Below are 21,201 nucleotides of genomic sequence, written 5' to 3' on the forward strand. Positions count from 1 at the left end.
TTTATAAGGATTCTATTATGGCGAATATTCAAGGCCCTGCGATTTTTCTCGCTCAATTCATTTCCGACCAAGCGCCTTTCAACTCTTTAAAGGGTATTGCGCAGTGGGCGAGTGAAAAAGGCTACAAAGCGATTCAAGTACCGACGCAAAATCCAGAAATCTTTGATCTGGAAAAAGCGGCGACGAGTCAAGATTATTGTGATGAAGTGATCGCAACATTGGCGAAATACGGATTGCAGATCAGTGAGTTATCAACACATATTCAAGGTCAGTTGGTAGCGGTACATCCTGCTTATGCCACCTTGATGGATCAATTTGCTCCGCCTGAGGTGCAAGGTAATGCTCAGGCTCGCACTGATTGGGCGACCAACCAGCTGCTTTTAGCGGCACAAGCATCAAAAAATTTGGGTTTAAAAGCGCATGCCACATTTTCAGGTTCTCTGTTATGGCCATATGTGTACCCATGGCCACAACGCCCAGCTGGTTTAGTTGAGGATGGTTTTAGTGAATTAGCCGCACGTTGGTTGCCGATTTTAGATGCGTTTGAGCAAGCGGGTGTGGATGTCTGTTATGAACTTCATCCTGGTGAAGATCTGTTTGATGGTTGTACTTTCGAACGTTTTCTTGCGGCAGTGAATCAGCACCCTCGTGCCAATATCTTGTATGACCCAAGTCACTTATTATTACAAGGCATGGATTATTTGGGATTTATTGACCGTTACCACACACGCATTAAAGCGTTTCATGTCAAAGATGCTGAGTTTCGTCCAAGTGCGTCTCAAGGTGTGTACGGTGGGTATGCTTCATGGGTTGAACGTGCGGGGCGTTTTCGTTCTCTTGGCGATGGACAAGTCGATTTTAAACAAATTTTCAGTAAGTTAGCTCAATACAACTATGAGGGATGGGCAGTGTTAGAGTGGGAGTGTTGCTTGAAAGATGCCGACGTCGGCGCTACTGAAGGCGCACCATTCATTGCTGATCACATCATTCCTAAGACAGAAAAAGCGTTCGATGATTTTGCATCAGGCGTTCAATCTGCAGATTTAAATCAACAACTACTTGGTCTCAAATAGGAAAAAATAACATGCATTCAATAGGTCGTATCTTAAAATCCATCTCCATATTACTTGGTGTTGCCGCTGTCTCAACAGGCGCATTTGCATCGGCTCAACCCACCAAAAATATTGCAGTACAGATGTATACATTGCGTGACGTTGGTACTGTTAATGAGCAATTTGCTATGGCTCATGACGCAGGTTTCAAATCTGTGGAATTAGTCGGTACTCAAGATCTCAGCAGTCATGAAATGAATCGCCTGCTTAAACTCTATGATCTCAACGTTATGGCGGCTCACGTTCAACTAACTGAATTGCAGAACAATCTTGATCAAGTGGTTGCGTTCAATAAAGCAATTCATAACCGAATCATCATTATGCCTTGGTTAGACAGTTCAATTCGTCCAACCAATAAGCAAGGTTGGCAAGCTCTCGGTAAAGAGTTAGATAGAATTGGTGCCAAACTGAAAAAGCACAATATGACACTGGCATACCACAACCACGATTTCGAAATGAAGAAATTCGATGGTAAAACAGCTCTTGAAGTGATGCTGGATGCTGCGAAAAACGGCAATGTGAAACTGGAAATGGATGCGGCTTGGGTTTCTCGCGGTGGTCAAGATCCTGTAGCGATGTTGCACCGTTTAGCTGGTCATGTCATTACTATTCACGTAAAAGATAACTCTGGTATCGGCACACATGACGACGAGCGTAACTTTACTGTTGCTGGTCAAGGCTTGCTAAGCTGGAATGATATTCTACTCTCAGCTAAAGCGGTTGGAGTGAAGTGGTTTGTGGTTGAGCATGATTTACCTAAAGACCCTCGTTCGGTGATTACTCAAGCGAATCAATTTCTTCAAGAGAATCTGTAAGTTGAGAATGGACCACATTCCAACGAATAGAAAACAAGTAAAGGATGCCTCGGCATCCTTTTGCATTAAGTCACTCATTCTCAGAACAGGGGATACCACTTGGTTGATGAGGTCATCACGATTGCCGAACGATAGAGTGTTTCTTCCTCTGTTCTTTTGCGCCTGACTCTTGTGATACATTACGACTTTGCTTTTGTTATTCGGCTAGTTAGCCAAGGATTATTTAATGACACAGATGACGCAAAGTTTCGTTGACGCGGGAGTGCGTTACACACCACACCGATTTACTCTTCCTCTTGATTATACCCAACCGCAAGGCACACAGATTGAAGTGTTTGCACGTAGCGTAGAAGTCGCTGCCAGCAACAATGAAAGTAAACCATGGCTGGTCTATTTCCAAGGTGGTCCAGGCTTCCCATCGCCACGAGCCAGTGCAAATAGTGGTTGGATGAAGCGTGCATTAAAGCAGTTTCGTGTGTTATTGCTTGACCAACGTGGCACTGGACAAAGCTCGCCAATCACTCATCAAACCTTGTCAGTCATGAACAGTGCACAACAAGCGGAGTATTTGAGCCATTTTCGCGCAGATAATATCGTGCGAGATGCAGAGAGCATTCGTCAGCAGTGGGGCGTAGATAAGTGGGCAATCATCGGTCAAAGCTATGGTGGCTTTTGTTCACTCACCTATCTTTCGCTTTTCCCGCAAAGCCTATTGCGCAGCTATATCACTGGCGGTATTCCTTCGATTTTCCGTAAAGCGGATGATGTTTACTTAGCCACCTATAAAAATACGCGTAAGAAAAACCAAGCATTTTTCCATCAGTTCCCGCAAGCGCAGCAGATGTGTTGTGACATAGCAGATTATCTGCAAGATAATGATGTTCGTTTACCTAATGGACAACGCTTTACCGTTGAACAGTTCCAGCAGATTGGGATTCATTTCGGTATGAGTGACTCTTTCCTTGCTACGTACTTTACGCTGGAAAATGCCTTTGTAGAGGTCAATGGACGTCGTGAGCTGCGTTATGAGTTTCTCAATGCGATGTTGATGGATCAGGCCTACCAAACCAATCCAATTTATGCGATTTTGCATGAATCTATCTATTGTCAGGGTCATGAGGATGCCTCTCGTTGGGCTGCCCATCGTATTCGTAATCACTACACCGAATTCAATTACGAGAGCGGTAAGCCATTCTTATTTACTGGGGAAATGGTCTATCCATGGATGTTTGATCAGATGGAATGTTTAAAGCCACTGCGTCAAGCGGCTGAGCTATTGGCAAATAAAGAAGATTGGACGCCTTTATACAGCGAGCAAGTATTGGCGAAGAATACTGTACCGGTAAACTGTGCTGTTTATGCGGATGATATGTTTGTTGATTTGGATTTGAGCCGTGAAACACTCGCTATCATGCCTAATGCGAAGGCGTGGATCACCAACGAGTATGAACACAATGGGTTAAGAGCTGACGGTGAGCATATCCTTGATCGTCTAATCACCATGGGTGAACAGACTGCAGCAGAACTAGGACTTGAGCTACTCTCCTAGGCTGTTTCAACTGCAGCTTAATAACACATTAAGCTGCAGTCTATTTGGATTCCAATTCCATTACTACTTCCTATCTTGGCAATGTATTAGCTATCACGACCAAGGAAGCGTTGTGCAACGATAGGTTGACCATTTTCATCATTCACGATGAATTTCACTTGCTGTGCTTGGTTGTCGTAGTTTGTTACGGTAACTGAACCATTCGCTGCTGTGACGTTGCTTCCGGTGTTTTCTGCGGTGTTCAAACCTTGAATTTCAACAGGATAGTTTGCCAAAGGTTGTCCATCTTTAGTGACAGTCAACGTTGCTTTGTTTGCATGGCTAAATACATGTACTTGTAGGTCTGCTGCTGAAGCTGATACAGCGAAAGCCGATGAAAGTGCGGTTAGAGCAAATAGAGTGGCTAATTTTTTCATAATATTCTCCAAATAGATCAGGTGATTAAATTGTTGTTATTAGCTGTCGCGGCCAAGGAAGCGGCGAGCAACAATAGGTTGACCATTTTCATCATTGACGATGAATTTCACGTTTTCAGGTTGGTTACTGTAGTTAGTGACAGTAATAGAACCATTTTCTGAAGTCACAGTGTTGCCAGTATTGGTCATGGCATTAATGCCTTGAATTTCAACAGGGTAATTAGCCAATGGTTGACCATCTTTAGTGACTGTTAGCGTTGCTTTGTTGCCTACGCTGAAAACTTGAACCTTAAGGTCGGCAGCAGATGCTGAAGCAGCAAAAGCGGAAGATAGAGCAGTGATTGCAACGAACGCAGCTAGTTTTTTCATGATGTTCTCCAAATTAAATTCTTATGTATCAATTAGTAAGTGACTGTTAGTAAGTGATTGTTAATTAGCTATCACGGCCAAGGAAGCGACGAGCAACAATAGGTTGACCGTTTTCATCATTAACGATGAATTTCACGTTTTCAGGTTGGTTGCTGTAGTTAGTGACAGTGATAGAACCATTTTCAGAAGTCACATTGCTACCGGTATTAGTCATGGCATTAATACCTTGAATTTCAACAGGGTAATTAGCTAATGGTTGGCCATCTTTAGTCACTGTTAGCGTTGCTTTGTTGTCTACGCTGAAGACCTGAACTTTGATGTCTGCAGCTGATGCAGAAGCAGCAAAACCAGCAGTTAGGGCAGTAAGTACGAGGGCAGTAGTTAAACGTTTCATGGTATCTCCTAAATAATCAGTTTATTTGAACTTTCTCTGTGTTTCAGTTCATGGTTGTATATTAGTTCGATATTTATGGTTGTTAAATAGGTTATTTTTAAATGATACATTCGAAAAATTCGAATAATGATTTTCCACAATAAAAATCTAGTAATTTATATTTAACTTATTGTTTTGTATTTATTTTTATATTTATTATAAAGAAATAAAGTATGCCTAATTTGTTTTTATGAACTTTATGTTGTTGTTTTTGTCGATTATTTTTGACAAAAGTAAGTTAGTTCAAATATTTCGAATTTCAAGTTGAAATATTTTGATTAACTCGCAGTGAAGTGAGGCTAGGTATAGAAGCTAATGAGTAATAACGAGCCAAGGTATTGCTCTAAGGCATACTCATACCTGTCCATCGTCATCTTCCATGATGTTCTTATTGCGATACGCGCTGATCCTCAGACGCGATGAATAATCATCTTGGTAACGGGGCTGAAATTGGTTTCTATTCGCTGATAAATTTGGTGACGTGAATCGTATGTCAGTACGTAGAAATCAGTACAAGATGGCAATACATGAACCATCACTACGCTACTAAAGTGCACTGCCTACCGACTCGCTTAGCGAAAGATAAGAAAGAAATTTGCTGCATTACCGTTTCATTAAAGCTATCGCGGTTTCGCCTGTTGGCGAATCAGTAATCACCTGCCGTTAAGCTTGACCAAACAAATTCAATGACGACGTTTGCTTGGTTGAATCGATGCATGCACTCTATCACTGTGATCTGCATCACGTCCTAAAATTTAGATAAATTTTTATTTTTATATCTATCGCGATATCAGCAGATGAATTTTTTGGAGATAAATCTTTAAAATTTAATAGGTTATATAAGTGTCTCGAAGTTGTGGCACTAAAATGATGCATTAGTCTAAAAAGGTGATTTACATTTTTATTGCACCATAAAGTGATTTGATTCACAAATGCATTGTGTTTTTGCTCTGGCTGCACCAGCTGTGCGCTGGGTGTTTGAAACGTATCTAAATAAGTCACCTTAATCTGGATTGTGTTACTGATTTGCTATCTAACTCGGTCATTACACCATGTTAATTTATGTACAAAAGGTTGACCTGCCTATGTAAATATAAATAATTATCACTGCAATTGATGTTCACAATAATGATGGCGCACTCATGGTCATTGGTATGACTCACAACATAGGTACTTCCACTACCCAAAGGGTAAAGGTCTCTACTTTATCTGGTGGTGTAAGTCGGGTTATTGAAATATAGGTGTAAAGGATGAAGTGGTTTTCTGGATTAGTTAGAGTCACAGCAGCTGTGGTGTGTGTGTTAAGTTTTTCTGTTAGTGCAGTGACGGTAACCGATAGTCATGGGCAATTTACAATCGATTCCACGCCCAAACGCATCGTGGCATTAGAGTTCTCTTTTGTTGATGCTTTGGTCTCTGTCGGGGTTAGCCCGGTGGGCATTGCAGATGACAACGATCCAAGTCGTTTATTACCTGCGGTACAAAAAGAGCTTAAAGCGGATTGGCGCTCTGTTGGTACTCGCTCACAACCTAGCTTAGAAGTGATTGCGGGTCTAAAACCCGATTTGATTATCGCGGATACGGATCGCCATTCTGCGGTTTATAAGGAGTTGTCAAAGATCGCTCCAACCTTGTTGTTGCCATCACGTCGTGAAACGTACCAAGATAACCTAAAATCGGCCGCGATCATTGGTAAAGTGATTGGCCGAGACGCACAAATGCAAGCGCGCCTCAAACAGCACGAAGAGCGTATGAATGAATACGCGAAGCAATTAGCAAGTTTGAAAGGTAAGCCTGTGCTCTTTGGTGTAGCGCGTGCAAATGGTTTTTATGCCCACTCTGCTGATTCTTACGATGGTGGTGTAATTCAACGTTTAGGCCTAGTTTCACCAGCTGGCTTACATAATGAGCAAGCGTCTCGCCAGATTAGCCTTGAGCAGTTACTGGGTTTGAATCCAGATTATTTAGTTGTTGGTGACTATGTTGACGATAGTATTGTCGACCAATGGCAAAAGCAGCCTTTGTGGCAAGCTCTGCAAGCGGTACAAAATCACCATATTTATCATGTTGATGGCAATATGTGGGCAAGATGCCGTGGTATCCTTGCTGCTGAGTTTATGGCTCAAGACTTACTTAAATTGGTAAAAGCTTAAAAACTTGGGTGTGAAATCTATGATAGGCGAGCGTGATCTTCACGCTCGTTTTGTTTGCTTCTTCGGAAAATTATTTATGCCTTTTCGGTCACGTCATTACCTTAGTGCACTACTTTGCTTGATTGCATGGTTGATGAGCAGTGTTGCGGTACAAGCCGTTACACTGCGCGATAGTCATGGTTTATTTACTCTCAATTACCAACCGAAAAGAATCATTGCCTTAGAATATTCATTTGTTGATGCGCTTGCTGCCGTGGGCGTAAGTCCAGTGGGTATTGCGGATGATAATGACCCAAGCCGAATCATGCCGGCTATTCGCCAACAGTTATCACCTTGGACATCGGTTGGTACCCGTTCTCAACCTAGTTTAGAGGTGATAGCGTCGCTCAAGCCCGATTTAATTATTGCTGATGCAGACCGTCACGCTGCTGTGTATAACGAACTGGCAAAAATTGCCCCAGTGCTGTTGCTGCCTTCTCGCCGTGAAACCTATCAACGTAATCTTCTTTCCGCTAAGTTGATTGGTGAAGCGGTTGGCCGTTCAAAACAAATGGACCAGCGAATCGAGTTACATCAGCAGCGTATGGACCAATATAAAAGCCAACTTAGGAGCCTCTCTGGTAGCACGTTACAGTTTGCGGTTGTCCGCCCCAATGGTTTTTATGCCCACTCTCCTGATTCTTATGATGGCGGTGTGTTTAGTCGCTTGGGGTTAGAGTCTCCACAAGGGTTGAACAATGAACACGGTTCACGTCAAATCAGAGTAGAACAGCTATTGGCACTCAATCCTGATTATCTGGTTTTGGGTGGTGATGTCTCTTTGGAAATGGTAGGGAAATGGAAAACAAAGCCGCTCTGGTCTCTGCTTAAAGCGGTGCAGCACAATCATATTCTTTTGGTTAATAGTCGTATCTGGGTTGAATGTCGTGGAATGCTTGCGGCTGAATTTATGGCTCAAGATTTACTCAAGTTGGTTAAAGCTTAATGCTAATTAGTCGTCGTTTTTTCACCTACATCGGGACAGTAGTGCTACTGCTGGTGGTGTTGCTTATCTTTGGGTGGATAGGGCTGTTTGCCTATTCCGCTATTCCTATTTCTGGTTACGATGCATTTGCCGCGATTTGGCATCGCGACCCTACGGTCATTGCTCATATTGTCGTGCATGATGTGCGTTTGCCGCGGGTGCTTGAAGCGATGTTAGTTGGAGCCTCAATAGCGGCGGCTGGCGCTTTAATGCAAGGGTTAACTCGTAACCCGTTGGCCTCTCCGAGTCTGTTTGGTGTGAATGCAGGCGCTGCATTGGGGATGGCTCTGGTGAGTACGGTGTTTGCTGTTTCATCGCCAATCGGTGTGCCGCTTGCTGCCATTTTAGGTGGGTTAACCACTTGGGTTCTCGTGATGATTTTAGGCGGAGCATGGCGTGCGGGCACAGAGCGGGGGCAACTGGTACTGGCGGGTATAGCGATTTCCGCCTTATGCAGTGCTTTAACCAAAGCCAGTATTATTTTGGTGGAAGACCAAGCGGCAAGTGTTATGGCATGGCTGGCTGGCTCGTTTGCCAACGTACAGTGGCACAATTGGCAATGGAGTTGGCCGGGACTTGCGGTTGGATTAGTTGTGAGTTTGCTGCTGGCTCCTAAAGTGAACCTATTAGCCATGGGTGATGAGCGAGTCAAAAGTTTAGGCATCAACCTAACGGCGATGCGTTTGGTGATTGCTGGCACGGTTTTGGTCCTAGTTGGGATCAGTGTGAGCACTGTGGGGGCACTGTCATTTGTCGGTTTAATTGTCCCTCATTTAGGTCGTTTACTTGTTGGGTATGATTACCGCCGTTTAATGCCAGTCACCATGTTGCTTGGTGCCTTATTGACTGTTGCTGCCGACATTGTAAGTCGAGCAGTCATTTACCCAACGGAAACACCTGCAGGAGCGGTATTGGCGATCATTGGTGCGCCTATCTTTATTTATCTTGTGAGGAAAACGCGATGAACCAACCTTTACGGATTTTGAGTGGGTTGGTCGGAGCGGTTGTTATCGCCGCGATTGCTAACCTTTGTTTTGGTGCGGTAAACCTCTCGTTAAGTGAAATTTGGCAAGGTTTAACCTCTCATAGTGAGCACTACTTTACGATTCATGAGTATCGCCTGCCGCGCATATTCTTAGCCATTTTGGTTGGAGCAATGCTCGCCAGTTCTGGTACTTTGATTCAAGGTGTTATCCGTAACCCGCTAGCGTCACCCGATATTCTCGGCGTGAGTCATGGTGCAGGGCTGGCAGCGGTAGCGCTAATGACACTTTTCCCAACGGTATCGATTTATTGGCTGCCTAGTGCTGCATTGGCTGGTGGTATTGGCGCAGCAATTATTTTGTTTTTGGTGGTCGGCTCCAAAACCAAACCAGTAAAACTGGCAATTACTGGTGTTGCTCTTTCGGCGCTGTTTGGTAGTGCGATTGATTTTTTGATGCTCACTCAGCCATTAGAAATCAACAATGCTCTACTTTGGTTAACGGGCAGCTTATGGGGCCGAAGTTGGGATCAGCTATGGATGATTTTGCCGTGGTGGCTGCTGGCTCCTTTAGTGCTGTGGTTAAGCCATCAGTTGAACTTGTTGACCTTAGGGGATGAAAGAGCGACCAGTCTAGGTGTCTCGGTTTATCTTGTTCGTGCTGGTGCTTTATTGCTTGCGGTGATGTGGACGTCTGCTGCGGTTTCGGTGTGTGGACCTTTAAGTTTCTTAGGTTTGGTAGCTCCGCATTTGGCTCGTCAAATGGTGGGCGGAAAGCATCAAGTATTGTTACCTGCCGCTATGTTAGTTGGCGCTTTCTTATTGTTGATGGCGGATTTAGTTGCGCGTGTCATCCATCCACCGCTTGAGCTTCCAGCAGGCATTATGACGGCCATCATTGGTGCGCCTTACTTTTTATACCTATTAGTGAAAATGAGATAAACGATGCGGCTATCCACAGAAAAATTAGTACTGAGTTACGGAAAAACGCCGATTGTCAAAGGTGTTGATGTGGCCATTCCTCAGGGCAAAATCATTGCTCTCTTAGGGCCAAATGGTTGTGGAAAATCAACCCTACTCAAAGGCTTGTCAAGAATACTCCTTCCTGATGCAGGCGAAGTCTTTTGGGATGAAACGCCGATTCATGAGGTTGCGTCTAAAACCCTAGCACAGCATTTGGCACTGTTGCCGCAAGCACAAGAAACACCCGAGGGGATTACCGTAAGAGAAGCGGTTGGGTATGGTCGCAGTCCTTATACCGGTTTTTGGGGGCAACTTTCAGAGCAAGATAATGCAATTGTGGAGCAAGCCATGATCGCAACCGGTGTAATGGATTTGGCGTCTAACCTGGTCACTGACTTGTCTGGTGGTCAACGCCAGCGAGTTTGGTTAGCGATGACGCTTGCGCAAGACACGGATTATATTCTGCTTGATGAACCGACCACCTATCTGGATCTTAACCATCAAGTCGAGTTAATGAAGCTGCTGCGTAAGCTCAATCAACAAGGCAAAACCGTCATCACGGTATTGCATGATATTAACCAAGCCTGCCGTTACTGTGATTATTTAATCGTAATGAAAGCGGGTGAGGTGGTCACCGAAGGTTGTCCTGAAGAGGTGTTAACCGCCAAATTTCTGGCAGATGTTTTTGATTTAGAAGCTGAAATTCATCGCGATCCTATCGCAGGCTCGCCGATGTGTGTGGTTCGCTAAAACAAGTTCGATACAAAAATGAAGCTGCGCCAAAACGCAGCTTCATTTTTATCTATAAAGTATAAATCCACAACGTTGCCGCACACACCACTAACATAGCACTGATGTAGCGCCAGTTATGCGCTAACAGGGTTTTAGCTTTCAAGTTGTAACGTGACTGTATGCTTAGTTGTACGCCTGAAAAAGGCGAGAAGGTAATCCCCAAAGACCAGCCCATCAAAAGCGTTAAACCTAATAAGTTAGGATTGGTTACCGAAGGGGCCAACACGCTACCGGCCAATACTACGCTCGTCACCGGGTGCATGCCCGTCATGGCTAAGCCAACCAAAATCACCAAAGTAATAAAAGCGGCAAGAGCACCAAAGTGATCCGGTGCCAGTTGAACATTAAGCGAAGCTAAGATAGAGGCTACCCCTGAAGCAAGCATGGCCGCAGCCGCAAATAGCACTACCTCACCCGCAGAACTGGCTACGCCAACCTCAATATGACGTTTTGCCATCACAACGCCAGATTTGCCCTTGACCGTGATAAGCCACAAAGCGATGAAAGTGACTGAGGTGAGTGCCACCAGTGAGAGCACACTCGCATTTGGCCAAATTTGATGCTCACTGATGACAATAATGGCGAGTAAACATGGCATCCACAATGATTTGATACCCATAGGGTAACCTTCGATCGTATCAGCCAACGGTGTGCGTTTGATCTCCCAAGCGGTCAGTGCCAAAGCGGCTAAACTGACGGGAATACCATAAATAATCAAGGTGCTTAGATGAGAGCCTGGAGCGCTGGTCAGCGTCATCCCCATCGCAGCGAAAAAAGGCGACCAGAAAGCACAAATCGCAAAGCCGCGCAGAAGAATAATGCCCTGAGTCGGTTGCAGCGGCTTTTTCATTGCTAACTTATCGCCAACAATGATGACGGAAGACATATTTAACACTGCGCCAAAGAGATGTACGCCAAGTAAGGTTTTTATTAGCGGTCGAGTACCACTGGGTAAAGATTCATTGGTTTGCACACTGTGGGTGGCAAAAATGCGGAGAAAACCAACCCCAATCAACATCGTGACCACGTTCTGGTTTGCTTCTAGGGTTTTTAAAAAATAGCGGCTGTCGAGATGATGCATCGTTCCGTAGAGCAGACCGAATAAACCACAGATAACCAGAATGATGATCTGCTTTTTTTGTGCGCCTCTTAAGAAAGGGAAGAAAAAAAATGAGGCAATCCAAATAGGTACACCAGCCCAATAGGAGGGAATGGGCACGAGCAATTCTGAGTAAAGCGAGATGGCAAGACTGAGTAATAAAAGCCAACCGCAAAGTGCAGCGATTTTCGGGTTCATGGTATCCGTTGATTGAGTATCAGGTATGTGGTCGGAAATGTTCCGACCCAGAAGTGTGTGATTAGTATCACACGCTTATTGAACAGAATCTACCCAATTCAAGGATTTTGTTACACCCGATTTACGCTTTACTAACCTCGTAAACAGGTTTGGAAGTAACTGACTTCCTTATTGTTTAAGCGATATACGGTGGCAGGTTTACCACCTCGACCTTTATTGGAAGAGGCCAATTTATTTGCACTTACGATCACGCCAGTATCGATTAGGCGGCGTTTTACCGTCATGCGGTTCACATCTACTCCGAATTTAGCGTAAGCATCAATAATGTCCGCGACCAAAAACTCTTTTTCTAAAGAGAACAGTACCACCGATGTGTATTCCACAGCAGCGCGCAGTTTGCTCCAAGCGTGTTGCACTTGAGAACTGTGGTCAAATGCGAGGTTTAGCTCACCACGCAGCAAATGATCCAGATCGAACCAATCTGCTCGCTCTCTATCCATCCCCGAGTTTTCGATTTGCAGAACATTAGATGGATTGAGCAAAGCATAGTGAGAAATGCTAACGCTCCAGCCATCAGGGTCACGTTTGGGGTTACCGTTTACAATAGGGTCGCTAATATAATTAGGATAAGTGTGGATCTTTTGACGACAAATGCGTCGTCTTGCGGAGTCGAAATCATCATCTGCCGGTTCTCCCCCTTTTTCTGCCCAATCTTCATCATAAACTAACCCACCAGGCAGTGCCCATTTACCACAGTCAGGGCGATTTGGATTCTGACGTTTAACCAATAGCACTTTGATTCCATTCGTGGTGAGACGTAGACAGACCAAATCAATCGAAACAATCATATAAAATTCCTAATTATTGATGGCATCATTCTAGGCAAGCTGGTCTGTGCGGTCAAATGTAAATAACGATTTGTGACAAACTGATTTTTACATTTTGTCACTTTCTGAGTCAGAACGAGTAAGTTATTGCAATAATTACATTTAGCTGTAACAAAAACAGAACATTTACCCGGATTTTTGCTATCTTGGTTTGTCACATAAGTTGACAAACCTCGCAAACTCTTTTATTGTCGCTCAAAAGTTAGCAACATAATGTTACTAACGTGATGACACAGTGAATTGAAGGACGGCAAAATGAACTCTCGCCTGTTTTCTCCACACATTATTCGTAGCCTGCTGGATTTGGACGCTTACAAGATCAATATGATGCAAGCGATCCATTCGTTATATCCAGATGTACAGGTACGTTATGAATTGATTGTTCGTAGCGATGAAGATGTTAGTGAACTGCTTGAAGAAGTTCGTAGCGAAATTAGTCAGTTATCTTCTCTGAGATTTTCTGATGCAGATATCGTGTACTTGGAACAAAGTTCACCTCACTTGAAGCATACGTTCCTTCAATCATTACGTTATTTTCATTTTCAGCCTGATCGCCAAGTGCATTTTGGTGTGATCAAGCACGATGGTAAAGAGCAACTGCGCATTGGTATTGAAGGTGCGTGGCGCGATACCATTCTTTATGAAACGATTGTGATGTCGATTCTATCGGAAGTGCGTAGCCGTCGCCGTTGGGCGGAAGTGCCTCAGTCACTGCCAATCGATATTCTCGATGAGAAAATTCAGAAGCTAAAAGCGGAAATCAAACGCCGTGGTATCACTAACTTCTCTCTCACTGAGATGGGGACTCGTCGTCGCTTCTCTGGTCAAGTACAGCGTGATGTGATGGCATACTTGAAACAGGAAATTCCAGAACTGCTTCTTGGTACGAGTAACTACCACTTTGCCCGTGAATTTAATCTAAAGCCGATTGGAACCATTGCTCATGAATGGTTTATGGGGCATCAAGCATTAGTGAACGTGAAAGACTCACAACGTGTGGCTTTAGATCAATGGTTGAAAGCATTTGATGGACAGCTTTCTATTGCACCAACCGATACTTTGACCATTGATGCCTTCTTAGAAGATTTCAACATGCATTTGGCCAAAGCCTATGATGGTATTCGTCATGACTCAGGTAACCCATTTGTTTGGGGTGACCGCATGATTGAACATTACGAAAGCATGGGGATTGATCCAAAATCGAAAGTGTTCATTTTCTCAAATGGCCTTAACTTCGATGAAGCTTTAGAGCTGTGCGAATACTTTGCTGGTCGCGTGCGCATTTCATTTGGTATTGGTACGTTCCTAACCAATGATTTAGCCGGTTGGAAAAATTCGCAAGGTGTGGCTTACAAGCCTCTATCCATCGTGATTAAATTGACCGAGTGTAATGGTCGTCCAGTGGCGAAAATCAGTGATGAGCCAGAAAAGGCGATGTGTGAAGATCCGATTTTCCTCGCTAACCTCAAACGTCGTTTTAATATCGACCTTGATGTCGATGAGCTAATCGCTGAATTGAAGCGTCAAAAAAGAACCAAACGCCAATACATCGCTGCGGCATAGTCGCTAGGTAATGATTGATAAAAGGCCGCGTTGACTAAGTCAACGCGGCTTTCTTTTTTATCTGTTTGAACGTTTATTGGCTCTGCATCATATCGATAAGCAGTTGGTCAATGACTTTGACGACCTCTTCACTTGCTGTTTCCATCTTATTCAAATGCTGAACCATTTTATCCATTTGATGGTTTTGACCTGCGACCAATGCTTCATGACCAGAGTCATGTACCGTTTTGTGTGGTGCATCAAGAGCTGCGAAATGACGTAAATGACTAAACTGTTTTGCACCATTGCCTTCAAAATACCATTTTCCAAGACGGCACTCAGTGTGTTTGTTCACTTGAGATTCGAAGCGCTGCTTCTCAATATGACTGTAAATTGTGTTTTTCCAAACGGCATGGTCAAGTTTTACGGTGTTCAAAAATGACTGTGCGGTGGCAGCTTTGATGACCTGTTGCATTGAGGTTGATGTATCGAGTACCTCATTGACTGTGCTTTCGATTTGGTCACTTGAAGTGGCGACTTCTAAAGAATAATCCTGCGTCTTTTTAATGGAATCTTTGATGCTCGCAGTTTGGGTGATGACCTGACCGATGAGTGTCTCTATTTTATCACTGGCCTGAGAAGCTTTGCTGGCGAGAGAACGTACTTCATCTGCTACTACGGCAAAGCCTCGTCCTGCTTCGCCAGCTCGAGCCGCTTCGATCGCCGCATTAAGTGCAAGCAAGTTGGTCTGTTCAGAGATTTCTTGAATAGAGCGAATCAGTTGTCCAATCGATGAGGCAGTGGTGTCCAAAACATTGGCTGCATCCATATTGATATTGGCTTGGCTATTAATTCTCTCTGCCCGTTCTGAGAGACGAATCAGTGCCTCACGAGTTTGAATGAACATCTGGTCTAGCTCTGCCAATTCGGCATTTTTTTCGACCAAGCTGGTGGCACTGCTGGCTAATGCATTACGAATAGTATCAAGCAACGCTCCACCGCGTAATTGGCAGCGAATGAGATCGGACTCGGTATGCTCGCGACTGTTTAATTGCGCAATGGCAGACTCTTTTTCACTAAGCAGAGCTTTTAACCCGGCCAGTTCGTCTTGATGAGCGAGCCTTTCTTGGTTTAGAGCTGCTTCTAATTGCTCGGCTTTTTGTTTCCAGTGGCGGCTAAACATAGTGCTTCCTTAATATGAGTACTGAACACCGCTTTGGATTGCTGTTCTGGGTGTTTACGGAAGCAAACTAACATTTATTGAAGTGGTTCGATATACCCTTAATGTCTAGTTGCATTTGATTTGTGATATTAATCTGAAGGTTAGATAAATATTGGTGATGGTTAACGATGTTCAGATGGAATGTGTGGTGGAAAATACGAATAAAATCAGCTTTACACTGTAAATAGGATGCTAGTGTTCGTTACAAATACGCGATAACGTATTGTTTAGTTAGATGGTAAGAATAGAAACAAGGATAGGTTATGCAGGATATGGATTGGCAAGAGTGGCGGCATCATTTACATCAGCACCCAGAGCTATCGTGCCAAGAGGTGCAAACCGCAGCGCGGATTAAACAGTGGTTCAGCGCGTATGCTCCTGATGAAATACTAGAAAACCTCGGTGGATCAGGAATGGCGATGATCTATCACGGTGTAGAAGATGGGCCTGTGACCTTGATTCGCTGCGAGCTTGATGCGCTACCCATTCAAGAGAAAGGAAGCGCAGTTTACCGCTCTTCTATTCCCGGAGTGGCACATCTCTGTGGCCATGATGGCCATATGGCGATGGTCTGTGCGGTGGGTGCTCATCTCTCTGCTCATCGTCCTCAAAAGGGCAAAGTCGTGTTGCTGTTTCAACCGGCAGAAGAGACGGGGGAAGGGGCGATTGCCGTAGCCAATGATCCTCAATTTGCCGAACTTCAACCAGACTACGCTTTTGCGTTACATAATTATCCCGGATTGGCGTTAGGCGAGGTGGCGATCAAGGCTGGAACGTTTAATTGTGCCTCCGCTGGGATGATTGTTCATTTAGATGGCAAAACCTCTCATGCAGCGCATCCAGAAAACGGTATTAGCCCCACCTTGGCGCTAAGCGAGTTACTCAAAGAATTTCCTCAATTGCCCGCTAAAGTTGCGGAGCGAAGCTGGGTAACCGTGATTCATGCAAACTTGGGAGAAATTGCTTTTGGAACGTCTCCGGGGCATGCGGTACTGATGGTCACTTTGCGTAGTGAAAGTAACCAAGGAATGGCAGCTTTGAAACAGCAGGCTGAACAGTGGGTAAAAAGTGTTTGTACTGATCATCAGTTAGGTTGGCGTATCGATTATCAAGATGTATTCCAAGCCAGCGTGAATTCTGCGCAAGGTGTTCTTGCCGTTGAGCAAGCGTGTAAGGCGCTTAATATTCCATGCCATACGCTAGCGGAGCCGATGCGGTGGTCTGAAGATTTTGGTGAGTTTACTCGTATTGCCAAAGAGGGCGCGATGTTTGTGTTGGGCAGTGGTGAGCACTCTCCCCAATTGCACAACGAGCATTACGATTTCTCAGATGCCTTATTGCCGGTTGGAAGTTCGCTGTTTATTCAACTGTTAAGAGAGATTCATCAATTAGATGTGGCAGAGTCGGGCAGCATTGTCTAGATAATTTATTTAGAGAAAAGATGCCAGCTTAGCTGGCATCACAGAGATTAAGCTGAATAGGGTTCGTGTGACCAAGACAGAACATGCCAATTCGGAGTGTGGGCGTATTCCGCCAGCAAAGGGTCGGGATTAATGAGGTAGGCATAATCACTTTGCTGACAAAGAGGTAGGTCATTAATAGAATCGGTATAAAAATGGGTGGCACTGACCGACGCCGAATGTTCCTTTAACCAGTTTTGCAACCGCAGAACTTTGCCTTCACGATAAGAAGGGATTCCTTCAATTTTTGCTGTATAGCGGCCATGTTCGACTTTCATGTCGATACCCAGTGCGTGTTCAATACCCAAACGTTTCGCCACCGCCTTGACGATAAAACTGACTGTGGCAGAAATGATCAGCATAGGTATTTGATTGTGCGTGAGTTCATCAATCAGAGTGTGCGCTTGTGGAAAAACGCGCCGCATGATGTCGGTCTCGACATACTCATCAACCAGTCGATCAACCTCTTGGGTAGAAAGCTCAAGGATGGGGGTCATAGCAAACTGAAGATACTGTTCCATATCCATCTTGCCGATAGCATACAGTCCCATCAGCTCTTTATCGCGACGGAGAAAATCAGGGTCAGCGATTAACCCCTTGGCAAATAAAAATTCATTCCACAGCATGGAGGTATCACCATCGATTAGGGTATCGTCCATGTCGAAAATATACAGCGGTTGAGACATACAGATTAGGCTCTCACAGGTTGAATTTCATTTAAATTGAACAGCAATTCTAGTGGGGTACCACGTTGCATGAGTCGCTCTGATGAGCGGTTAAGCAAATCAACCGTCAGTTCGCATTCTGCAAGGGATACTCGATAACGAATGACGTTGCCGAGCAGTTGATGATCCAATACGGTTGCTGCATGAGGCGATGAAATATGGGGGCCATAGTTTCTGCCCGCCTCTTTTACATAGATAGATTCTGGTCTCACTGCAACCATCATTTGGGTATTTAAGGCAAACATGCGATTGGCCAGCGGCGCATCTATCAAATTGTAGTTGCCCATAAATCCTGCCACAAACTCATTGGCTGGCTGATTATAGATCTGTTCTGGACGACCTTGCTGCACGATTTTGCCACTATCCATTAAAAAGATCCGATCAGACATGGTCATCGCTTCTTCTTGGTCATGGGTAACAAATATGGTGGTGAGATTGAGTTCTTTTTGAATCGTGCGAATTTGCTCACGCAGATGACGACGGATTTTGGCGTCAAGAGCGGATAGCGGTTCATCAAGCAGCAAAATTCTTGGCTGGACAACGAGAGCTCGTGCTAACGCTACCCGCTGTCTTTGTCCACCGGATAATTGGGCTGGATAGTCTAGTTCTTTTCCGTTGAGTTCCACCAGTTCGATAACACGCTGTACGGCAGCAGTGCGTTCGGCGGCTGGCACTTTCTGCATTTTCAGGCCAAAGGCAATGTTCTGCTCAACCGTCATATTGGGAAAAAGAGCGTAAGACTGAAACACCATGCCAATGCCACGTTTTTGCGGTGCAAGATGAGTGATGTCTTGACCATCTACGATGATTTTTCCGGAATCCACAGGATGAAGACCGGCTAGGCTTCGCAGCAAAGTTGATTTACCACAACCACTTGGTCCCAGTAGGGTGATGAATTCACCTTGCTCAATTTGAAAATCGATATGGGAAAACACCGTATGTTCGCCAAATTGTTTGGCGAGCTGCTGCGCGCAAACGTAACTCATGATTTTGCTCCTATACGGCCGGCAAGCCAGGTAGATAGAAAAATGAAGAAGAAGTACGTCATTACTAATGCCGATGTGTAGTGGCCGCTTTCTTGACGAACGCTATAAAGATAGATTTGCAGTGTTTCAAAGCGCGTGCCGACCAATATGTTGGCGAAGACGAACTCCCCGAGTAAGAAAGAGAACGACAAAAACAGCGATGCCATGAGTCCCTTTTTAATGTTCGGCAGGACGACCAGGAAAAAGGCTTTAGGCGTACTGGCTCCTAACAGATGGGCCGCGTCCATCAGATCACGCAGATTGATGGCAGAGAAGGAGTTGGCAATCGCGCGATACATAAAAGGCAGCGCGATAGTGAAATAGGTGCCAATTAAAATCCATGGCGTGCCAATGAGTGAGATATCGCTGTCGGCATAGATTTGTAGCATCCCTACCGAGGAGACGACTGGCGGCACCGAAAAGGGCAGCAGGATCAGCAAGTTCATTAACTTATCCAATTTAGGAAAGTAATAGAACACAACAAAAATAGCCGGCAATATCAGTAAGGTACTTAAGATCAACGCACTAAAGCAGATCAGCAGTGAACGTCCAAACGCCCAGAGAAATCGTGGGGTGCTCAGTAATTTGTGAAACCATTCTAAGGTAAAACCTTCGGGTAAAATGGTCGCGCCCCAATGGGTAGAGAGGGAGTAGGCTAACGTGGCCAAAATCGGAATCAGTAGTACACCGATAATGGTGAACACAATGGCTTTATGCACAGCAAGACTAGTGTTTCCCATGATAACTCCTTGCGATTAACCATTGGTTGATGGCGGTGATACACGCTAGCAATACAATCAAAACCACGGAAATTGCCGCGGCTAAGTTTGGCTCGAGGAACAGATCCCCAGCAACAAGGCTCGCGATACGAATCGTGATCATGTTGTAGTTGCCACCCGTTAACGCATAGACGCTGGCATACGCTCCCATCGCGTTAGCAATCAAGATAATAAAGGTTCCTAACAAGGCTGGAGCCAGAACAGGGATTGCGACGTTGCGCCAATATTGCCAATGCGATGCGCCGAGCAAGGCTGCGGCAGATTGCCAGTCATCATCTAAGGCATCAAATGCGGGATAAAGCAGTAGCGCAGCGAGGGGAATTTGGAAATAGATGTAAATCAGTAACAAGCCCCATTGGCTGTAGATATTGAAATCATCGATTACGCCCCACTGTTTTAGGAGCAAAGTGACGGCACCGTTAGCACCTAAGATGATGATAAAAGCAAACGCCAGCGGCACACCGGCAAAATTGCTGGTCATATTGGTGAAGGCCACCACAGCGCTGCGCAGACGGCCGGGGATGCGTCTTAGTGAGTTGACCAGCAAAGTGGCAATCACTAAACCGACTAAACTCGACCAAAATGAGATAGACGCACTGTGGCTAAATCCTTGTTGAATAAAGGGTGAGTCGATGATTTGGCCATAGTTGTCTAGTGACCACTCATCGTCGACTTTAAAGCTGTTGACGATCACCCACAGCATCGGAGCGATTTGAAACAGATAAAAGAAGATGGCAAACGGAGAGAGACAAAGCGCTGGCTTGAAGCGAGAAAATTTGGGTTTGTTCGACTCTGCTTTGACTTCATCTAACTCTGAGGGTGAAGACAGGGATGGCCATTTCATCATAAAAGTACCTCGCGCGGGGCGGGTTTATCATGTTCCAGTCCGAGTGCGTTGCACACCAGACCACAAATCTCGGTTTGCTTGATATCGGCTGGTATGTGGGCAAATGCCGAGCCAATCAAAAAGAGTGGTACTTCACGTTCACAAGCCAACACTCCGCCATGACTGCGGTCATTGTTCATCCCATGATCACTGGTGACCAGTATTTGATAACCCTCTTCTAACCACGCTGGCATTAGGTGAGATAAAATCACATCCGCCATTCGAGCCGTATTTCGATACTGTGGTGAATCAAGGCCGAATTTATGCCCTGCATCATCGATGTTCATTGGGTGAATCAGCAAAAAGTCAGGTTGATATTGGCGTCGTAGATATTCGGCGTCTAGAAACAAAGCCTCATCAGGATAGTGATCCCAATGATAAAAGCAGCCATGTTGAATATTAAGGGTTTCATCGTGAGTGACGCGATCGCGAATGGCGTCGTAGGGGGCTCGGTTATAAAGCTCACTGACCCAGTGATAGGCCGCAGCTGCCGTGATTTTGTGCTGGTTTTTGGCGAGACTGAAAATCGACTCGAAATGCGATAAGCGCACAACATTGTTATTGGTTATGCCGCTGAGCACCGGAGGAACGCCCGTAAGCAAACACTCATACAAAGGACGTGATAACGACGGAAGTTCACTTTGAACTTGGTGTAACGTTGCTTGCTGTTGTTCTATTAACCCTTGCAAGTAGCCCATGCAGTCATGGGCTACTTGATAATTGAGTCCATCAAGAACAACAAGGATAACCTTATTGCTCATAGTGCTACC

At 44.9% G+C, this 21,201-nt stretch carries 22 protein-coding genes; 11 read left to right on the forward strand and 11 right to left on the reverse strand.

Going from position 1 to position 21,201, the window contains the following annotated elements:
- Positions 1-17: 17 nt before the first annotated feature.
- The 3 genes from OCV11_RS16990 to OCV11_RS17000 all read left to right on the forward strand — a co-directional run bounded on the left by OCV11_RS16990 (position 18) and on the right by OCV11_RS17000 (position 3,476).
- A complete protein-coding gene (locus OCV11_RS16990; protein ID WP_261897215.1) occupies positions 18-1,073 on the forward strand; it encodes a sugar phosphate isomerase/epimerase family protein in 1,056 nt (351 codons plus the stop codon).
- Positions 1,074-1,084: 11 nt separating this feature from the next.
- A complete protein-coding gene (locus OCV11_RS16995) occupies positions 1,085-1,927 on the forward strand; it encodes a sugar phosphate isomerase/epimerase family protein (protein ID WP_261897216.1) in 843 nt (280 codons plus the stop codon).
- Between the two features lie 226 nt (positions 1,928-2,153).
- The gene (locus tag OCV11_RS17000; protein WP_261897217.1) at positions 2,154-3,476 is read left to right on the forward strand and encodes an alpha/beta hydrolase; all 1,323 of its coding nucleotides are present in this window, start codon (positions 2,154-2,156) and stop codon (positions 3,474-3,476) included.
- A gap of 86 nt (positions 3,477-3,562) precedes the next feature.
- Here the strand turns inward: OCV11_RS17000 and OCV11_RS17005 are convergent, their stop codons facing one another.
- The 3 genes from OCV11_RS17005 to OCV11_RS17015 form a co-directional block, all read right to left on the reverse strand.
- Complete coding sequence (locus OCV11_RS17005) at positions 3,563-3,892, reverse strand: DUF4198 domain-containing protein (protein ID WP_261897218.1); 330 nt, start codon at positions 3,890-3,892, stop codon at positions 3,563-3,565.
- A gap of 39 nt (positions 3,893-3,931) precedes the next feature.
- Positions 3,932-4,261 carry a DUF4198 domain-containing protein gene (locus tag OCV11_RS17010; RefSeq protein WP_261897219.1) on the reverse strand — a complete coding sequence of 110 codons (330 nt, stop codon included), beginning with the start codon at positions 4,259-4,261 and terminating at the stop codon, positions 3,932-3,934.
- Positions 4,262-4,325: 64 nt separating this feature from the next.
- Complete coding sequence (locus tag OCV11_RS17015; RefSeq protein ID WP_261897220.1) at positions 4,326-4,655, reverse strand: hypothetical protein; 330 nt, start codon at positions 4,653-4,655, stop codon at positions 4,326-4,328.
- Positions 4,656-5,221: 566 nt separating this feature from the next.
- On the opposite strand from OCV11_RS17015, the gene OCV11_RS17020 reads away from it, so the two are divergent.
- The 6 genes from OCV11_RS17020 to fecE all read left to right on the forward strand — a co-directional run bounded on the left by OCV11_RS17020 (position 5,222) and on the right by fecE (position 10,566).
- Positions 5,222-5,347 (forward strand): hypothetical protein, encoded by a 126-nt coding sequence (locus OCV11_RS17020; protein ID WP_261897221.1) that lies wholly within the window; start codon positions 5,222-5,224, stop codon positions 5,345-5,347.
- 597 nt (positions 5,348-5,944) lie between these two features.
- Complete coding sequence (locus OCV11_RS17025; protein ID WP_261897222.1) at positions 5,945-6,847, forward strand: Fe(3+) dicitrate ABC transporter substrate-binding protein; 903 nt, start codon at positions 5,945-5,947, stop codon at positions 6,845-6,847.
- Positions 6,848-6,923: 76 nt separating this feature from the next.
- Positions 6,924-7,832, forward strand: a complete 909-nt coding sequence (locus tag OCV11_RS17030; RefSeq protein WP_261897223.1) for a Fe(3+) dicitrate ABC transporter substrate-binding protein — start codon at positions 6,924-6,926, stop codon at positions 7,830-7,832.
- Complete coding sequence (locus OCV11_RS17035; protein WP_261897224.1) at positions 7,832-8,836, forward strand: iron chelate uptake ABC transporter family permease subunit; 1,005 nt, start codon at positions 7,832-7,834, stop codon at positions 8,834-8,836. Before OCV11_RS17030 ends, OCV11_RS17035 begins: the two co-directional genes overlap by 1 nt.
- Positions 8,833-9,795 carry a Fe(3+) dicitrate ABC transporter permease subunit FecD gene (gene fecD / locus OCV11_RS17040; protein WP_261897225.1) on the forward strand — a complete coding sequence of 321 codons (963 nt, stop codon included), beginning with the start codon at positions 8,833-8,835 and terminating at the stop codon, positions 9,793-9,795. The genes OCV11_RS17035 and fecD overlap by 4 nt, the downstream gene beginning before the upstream one ends.
- Positions 9,796-9,798: 3 nt before the next feature.
- On the forward strand, positions 9,799-10,566 hold the full coding sequence (gene fecE, locus OCV11_RS17045; protein WP_261897226.1) for a Fe(3+) dicitrate ABC transporter ATP-binding protein FecE: 768 nt from the start codon (positions 9,799-9,801) through the stop codon (positions 10,564-10,566).
- A gap of 52 nt (positions 10,567-10,618) precedes the next feature.
- Here the strand turns inward: fecE and OCV11_RS17050 are convergent, their stop codons facing one another.
- Complete coding sequence (locus OCV11_RS17050) at positions 10,619-11,905, reverse strand: hypothetical protein (RefSeq protein WP_261897227.1); 1,287 nt, start codon at positions 11,903-11,905, stop codon at positions 10,619-10,621.
- 131 nt (positions 11,906-12,036) lie between these two features.
- On the reverse strand, positions 12,037-12,753 hold the full coding sequence (locus OCV11_RS17055; RefSeq protein ID WP_261897228.1) for an NUDIX hydrolase: 717 nt from the start codon (positions 12,751-12,753) through the stop codon (positions 12,037-12,039).
- 294 nt (positions 12,754-13,047) lie between these two features.
- Here OCV11_RS17055 and pncB point away from each other — a divergent pair, with 294 nt between their 5' ends.
- Positions 13,048-14,355, forward strand: coding sequence for a nicotinate phosphoribosyltransferase (gene pncB, locus OCV11_RS17060; RefSeq protein ID WP_261897229.1), 1,308 nt, complete (start codon positions 13,048-13,050; stop codon positions 14,353-14,355).
- 73 nt (positions 14,356-14,428) lie between these two features.
- Here the strand turns inward: pncB and OCV11_RS25000 are convergent, their stop codons facing one another.
- The gene (locus OCV11_RS25000) at positions 14,429-15,517 is read right to left on the reverse strand and encodes a methyl-accepting chemotaxis protein (protein ID WP_315972759.1); all 1,089 of its coding nucleotides are present in this window, start codon (positions 15,515-15,517) and stop codon (positions 14,429-14,431) included.
- Between the two features lie 302 nt (positions 15,518-15,819).
- Between OCV11_RS25000 and OCV11_RS17075 the strand changes: the two genes are divergently transcribed.
- The gene (locus OCV11_RS17075) at positions 15,820-16,977 is read left to right on the forward strand and encodes an amidohydrolase (RefSeq protein WP_261897230.1); all 1,158 of its coding nucleotides are present in this window, start codon (positions 15,820-15,822) and stop codon (positions 16,975-16,977) included.
- Positions 16,978-17,024: 47 nt separating this feature from the next.
- On the opposite strand, the gene OCV11_RS17080 is transcribed toward OCV11_RS17075, so the two are convergent.
- Genes OCV11_RS17080 through OCV11_RS17100 form a run of 5 tightly spaced genes read right to left on the reverse strand, consistent with a single transcriptional unit; the run spans position 17,025 to position 21,192 of the window.
- Positions 17,025-17,702 (reverse strand): HAD family hydrolase, encoded by a 678-nt coding sequence (locus OCV11_RS17080; RefSeq protein WP_261897231.1) that lies wholly within the window; start codon positions 17,700-17,702, stop codon positions 17,025-17,027.
- A gap of 5 nt (positions 17,703-17,707) precedes the next feature.
- A complete protein-coding gene (locus OCV11_RS17085) occupies positions 17,708-18,727 on the reverse strand; it encodes an ABC transporter ATP-binding protein (protein ID WP_261897232.1) in 1,020 nt (339 codons plus the stop codon).
- On the reverse strand, positions 18,724-19,506 hold the full coding sequence (locus tag OCV11_RS17090; protein ID WP_261897233.1) for an ABC transporter permease: 783 nt from the start codon (positions 19,504-19,506) through the stop codon (positions 18,724-18,726). The genes OCV11_RS17085 and OCV11_RS17090 overlap by 4 nt, the downstream gene beginning before the upstream one ends.
- A complete protein-coding gene (locus OCV11_RS17095) occupies positions 19,493-20,389 on the reverse strand; it encodes an ABC transporter permease (protein WP_373332841.1) in 897 nt (298 codons plus the stop codon). Before OCV11_RS17095 ends, OCV11_RS17090 begins: the two co-directional genes overlap by 14 nt.
- A complete protein-coding gene (locus OCV11_RS17100) occupies positions 20,389-21,192 on the reverse strand; it encodes an alkaline phosphatase family protein (RefSeq protein WP_261897235.1) in 804 nt (267 codons plus the stop codon). Before OCV11_RS17100 ends, OCV11_RS17095 begins: the two co-directional genes overlap by 1 nt.
- Positions 21,193-21,201 lie beyond the last annotated feature (9 nt).

The organism is Vibrio porteresiae DSM 19223, assembly GCF_024347055.1.
GTDB classification, from domain to species: Bacteria; Pseudomonadota; Gammaproteobacteria; order Enterobacterales; family Vibrionaceae; genus Vibrio; species Vibrio porteresiae.

Coding starts and splice junctions, on each gene's coding strand:
- OCV11_RS17015 (WP_261897220.1), bottom strand. CDS start 4,655: ATGAAACGTTTAACTACTGCCCTCGTACTTACTGCCCTAACTGCTGGT.
- OCV11_RS17100 (WP_261897235.1), bottom strand. CDS start 21,192: ATGAGCAATAAGGTTATCCTTGTTGTTCTTGATGGACTCAATTATCAA.
- OCV11_RS17000 (WP_261897217.1), top strand. CDS start 2,154: ATGACACAGATGACGCAAAGTTTCGTTGACGCGGGAGTGCGTTACACA.
- pncB (WP_261897229.1), top strand. CDS start 13,048: ATGAACTCTCGCCTGTTTTCTCCACACATTATTCGTAGCCTGCTGGAT.
- OCV11_RS16995 (WP_261897216.1), top strand. CDS start 1,085: ATGCATTCAATAGGTCGTATCTTAAAATCCATCTCCATATTACTTGGT.
- OCV11_RS17005 (WP_261897218.1), bottom strand. CDS start 3,892: ATGAAAAAATTAGCCACTCTATTTGCTCTAACCGCACTTTCATCGGCT.
- OCV11_RS17035 (WP_261897224.1), top strand. CDS start 7,832: ATGCTAATTAGTCGTCGTTTTTTCACCTACATCGGGACAGTAGTGCTA.
- OCV11_RS17020 (WP_261897221.1), top strand. CDS start 5,222: ATGAACCATCACTACGCTACTAAAGTGCACTGCCTACCGACTCGCTTA.
- OCV11_RS17095 (WP_373332841.1), bottom strand. CDS start 20,389: ATGAAATGGCCATCCCTGTCTTCACCCTCAGAGTTAGATGAAGTCAAA.
- OCV11_RS17080 (WP_261897231.1), bottom strand. CDS start 17,702: ATGTCTCAACCGCTGTATATTTTCGACATGGACGATACCCTAATCGAT.
- OCV11_RS17010 (WP_261897219.1), bottom strand. CDS start 4,261: ATGAAAAAACTAGCTGCGTTCGTTGCAATCACTGCTCTATCTTCCGCT.
- OCV11_RS25000 (WP_315972759.1), bottom strand. CDS start 15,517: ATGTTTAGCCGCCACTGGAAACAAAAAGCCGAGCAATTAGAAGCAGCT.
- OCV11_RS17085 (WP_261897232.1), bottom strand. CDS start 18,727: ATGAGTTACGTTTGCGCGCAGCAGCTCGCCAAACAATTTGGCGAACAT.
- OCV11_RS17075 (WP_261897230.1), top strand. CDS start 15,820: ATGCAGGATATGGATTGGCAAGAGTGGCGGCATCATTTACATCAGCAC.
- OCV11_RS17025 (WP_261897222.1), top strand. CDS start 5,945: ATGAAGTGGTTTTCTGGATTAGTTAGAGTCACAGCAGCTGTGGTGTGT.
- fecE (WP_261897226.1), top strand. CDS start 9,799: ATGCGGCTATCCACAGAAAAATTAGTACTGAGTTACGGAAAAACGCCG.
- OCV11_RS17090 (WP_261897233.1), bottom strand. CDS start 19,506: ATGGGAAACACTAGTCTTGCTGTGCATAAAGCCATTGTGTTCACCATT.
- fecD (WP_261897225.1), top strand. CDS start 8,833: ATGAACCAACCTTTACGGATTTTGAGTGGGTTGGTCGGAGCGGTTGTT.
- OCV11_RS17055 (WP_261897228.1), bottom strand. CDS start 12,753: ATGATTGTTTCGATTGATTTGGTCTGTCTACGTCTCACCACGAATGGA.
- OCV11_RS17030 (WP_261897223.1), top strand. CDS start 6,924: ATGCCTTTTCGGTCACGTCATTACCTTAGTGCACTACTTTGCTTGATT.
- OCV11_RS17050 (WP_261897227.1), bottom strand. CDS start 11,905: ATGAACCCGAAAATCGCTGCACTTTGCGGTTGGCTTTTATTACTCAGT.
- OCV11_RS16990 (WP_261897215.1), top strand. CDS start 18: ATGGCGAATATTCAAGGCCCTGCGATTTTTCTCGCTCAATTCATTTCC.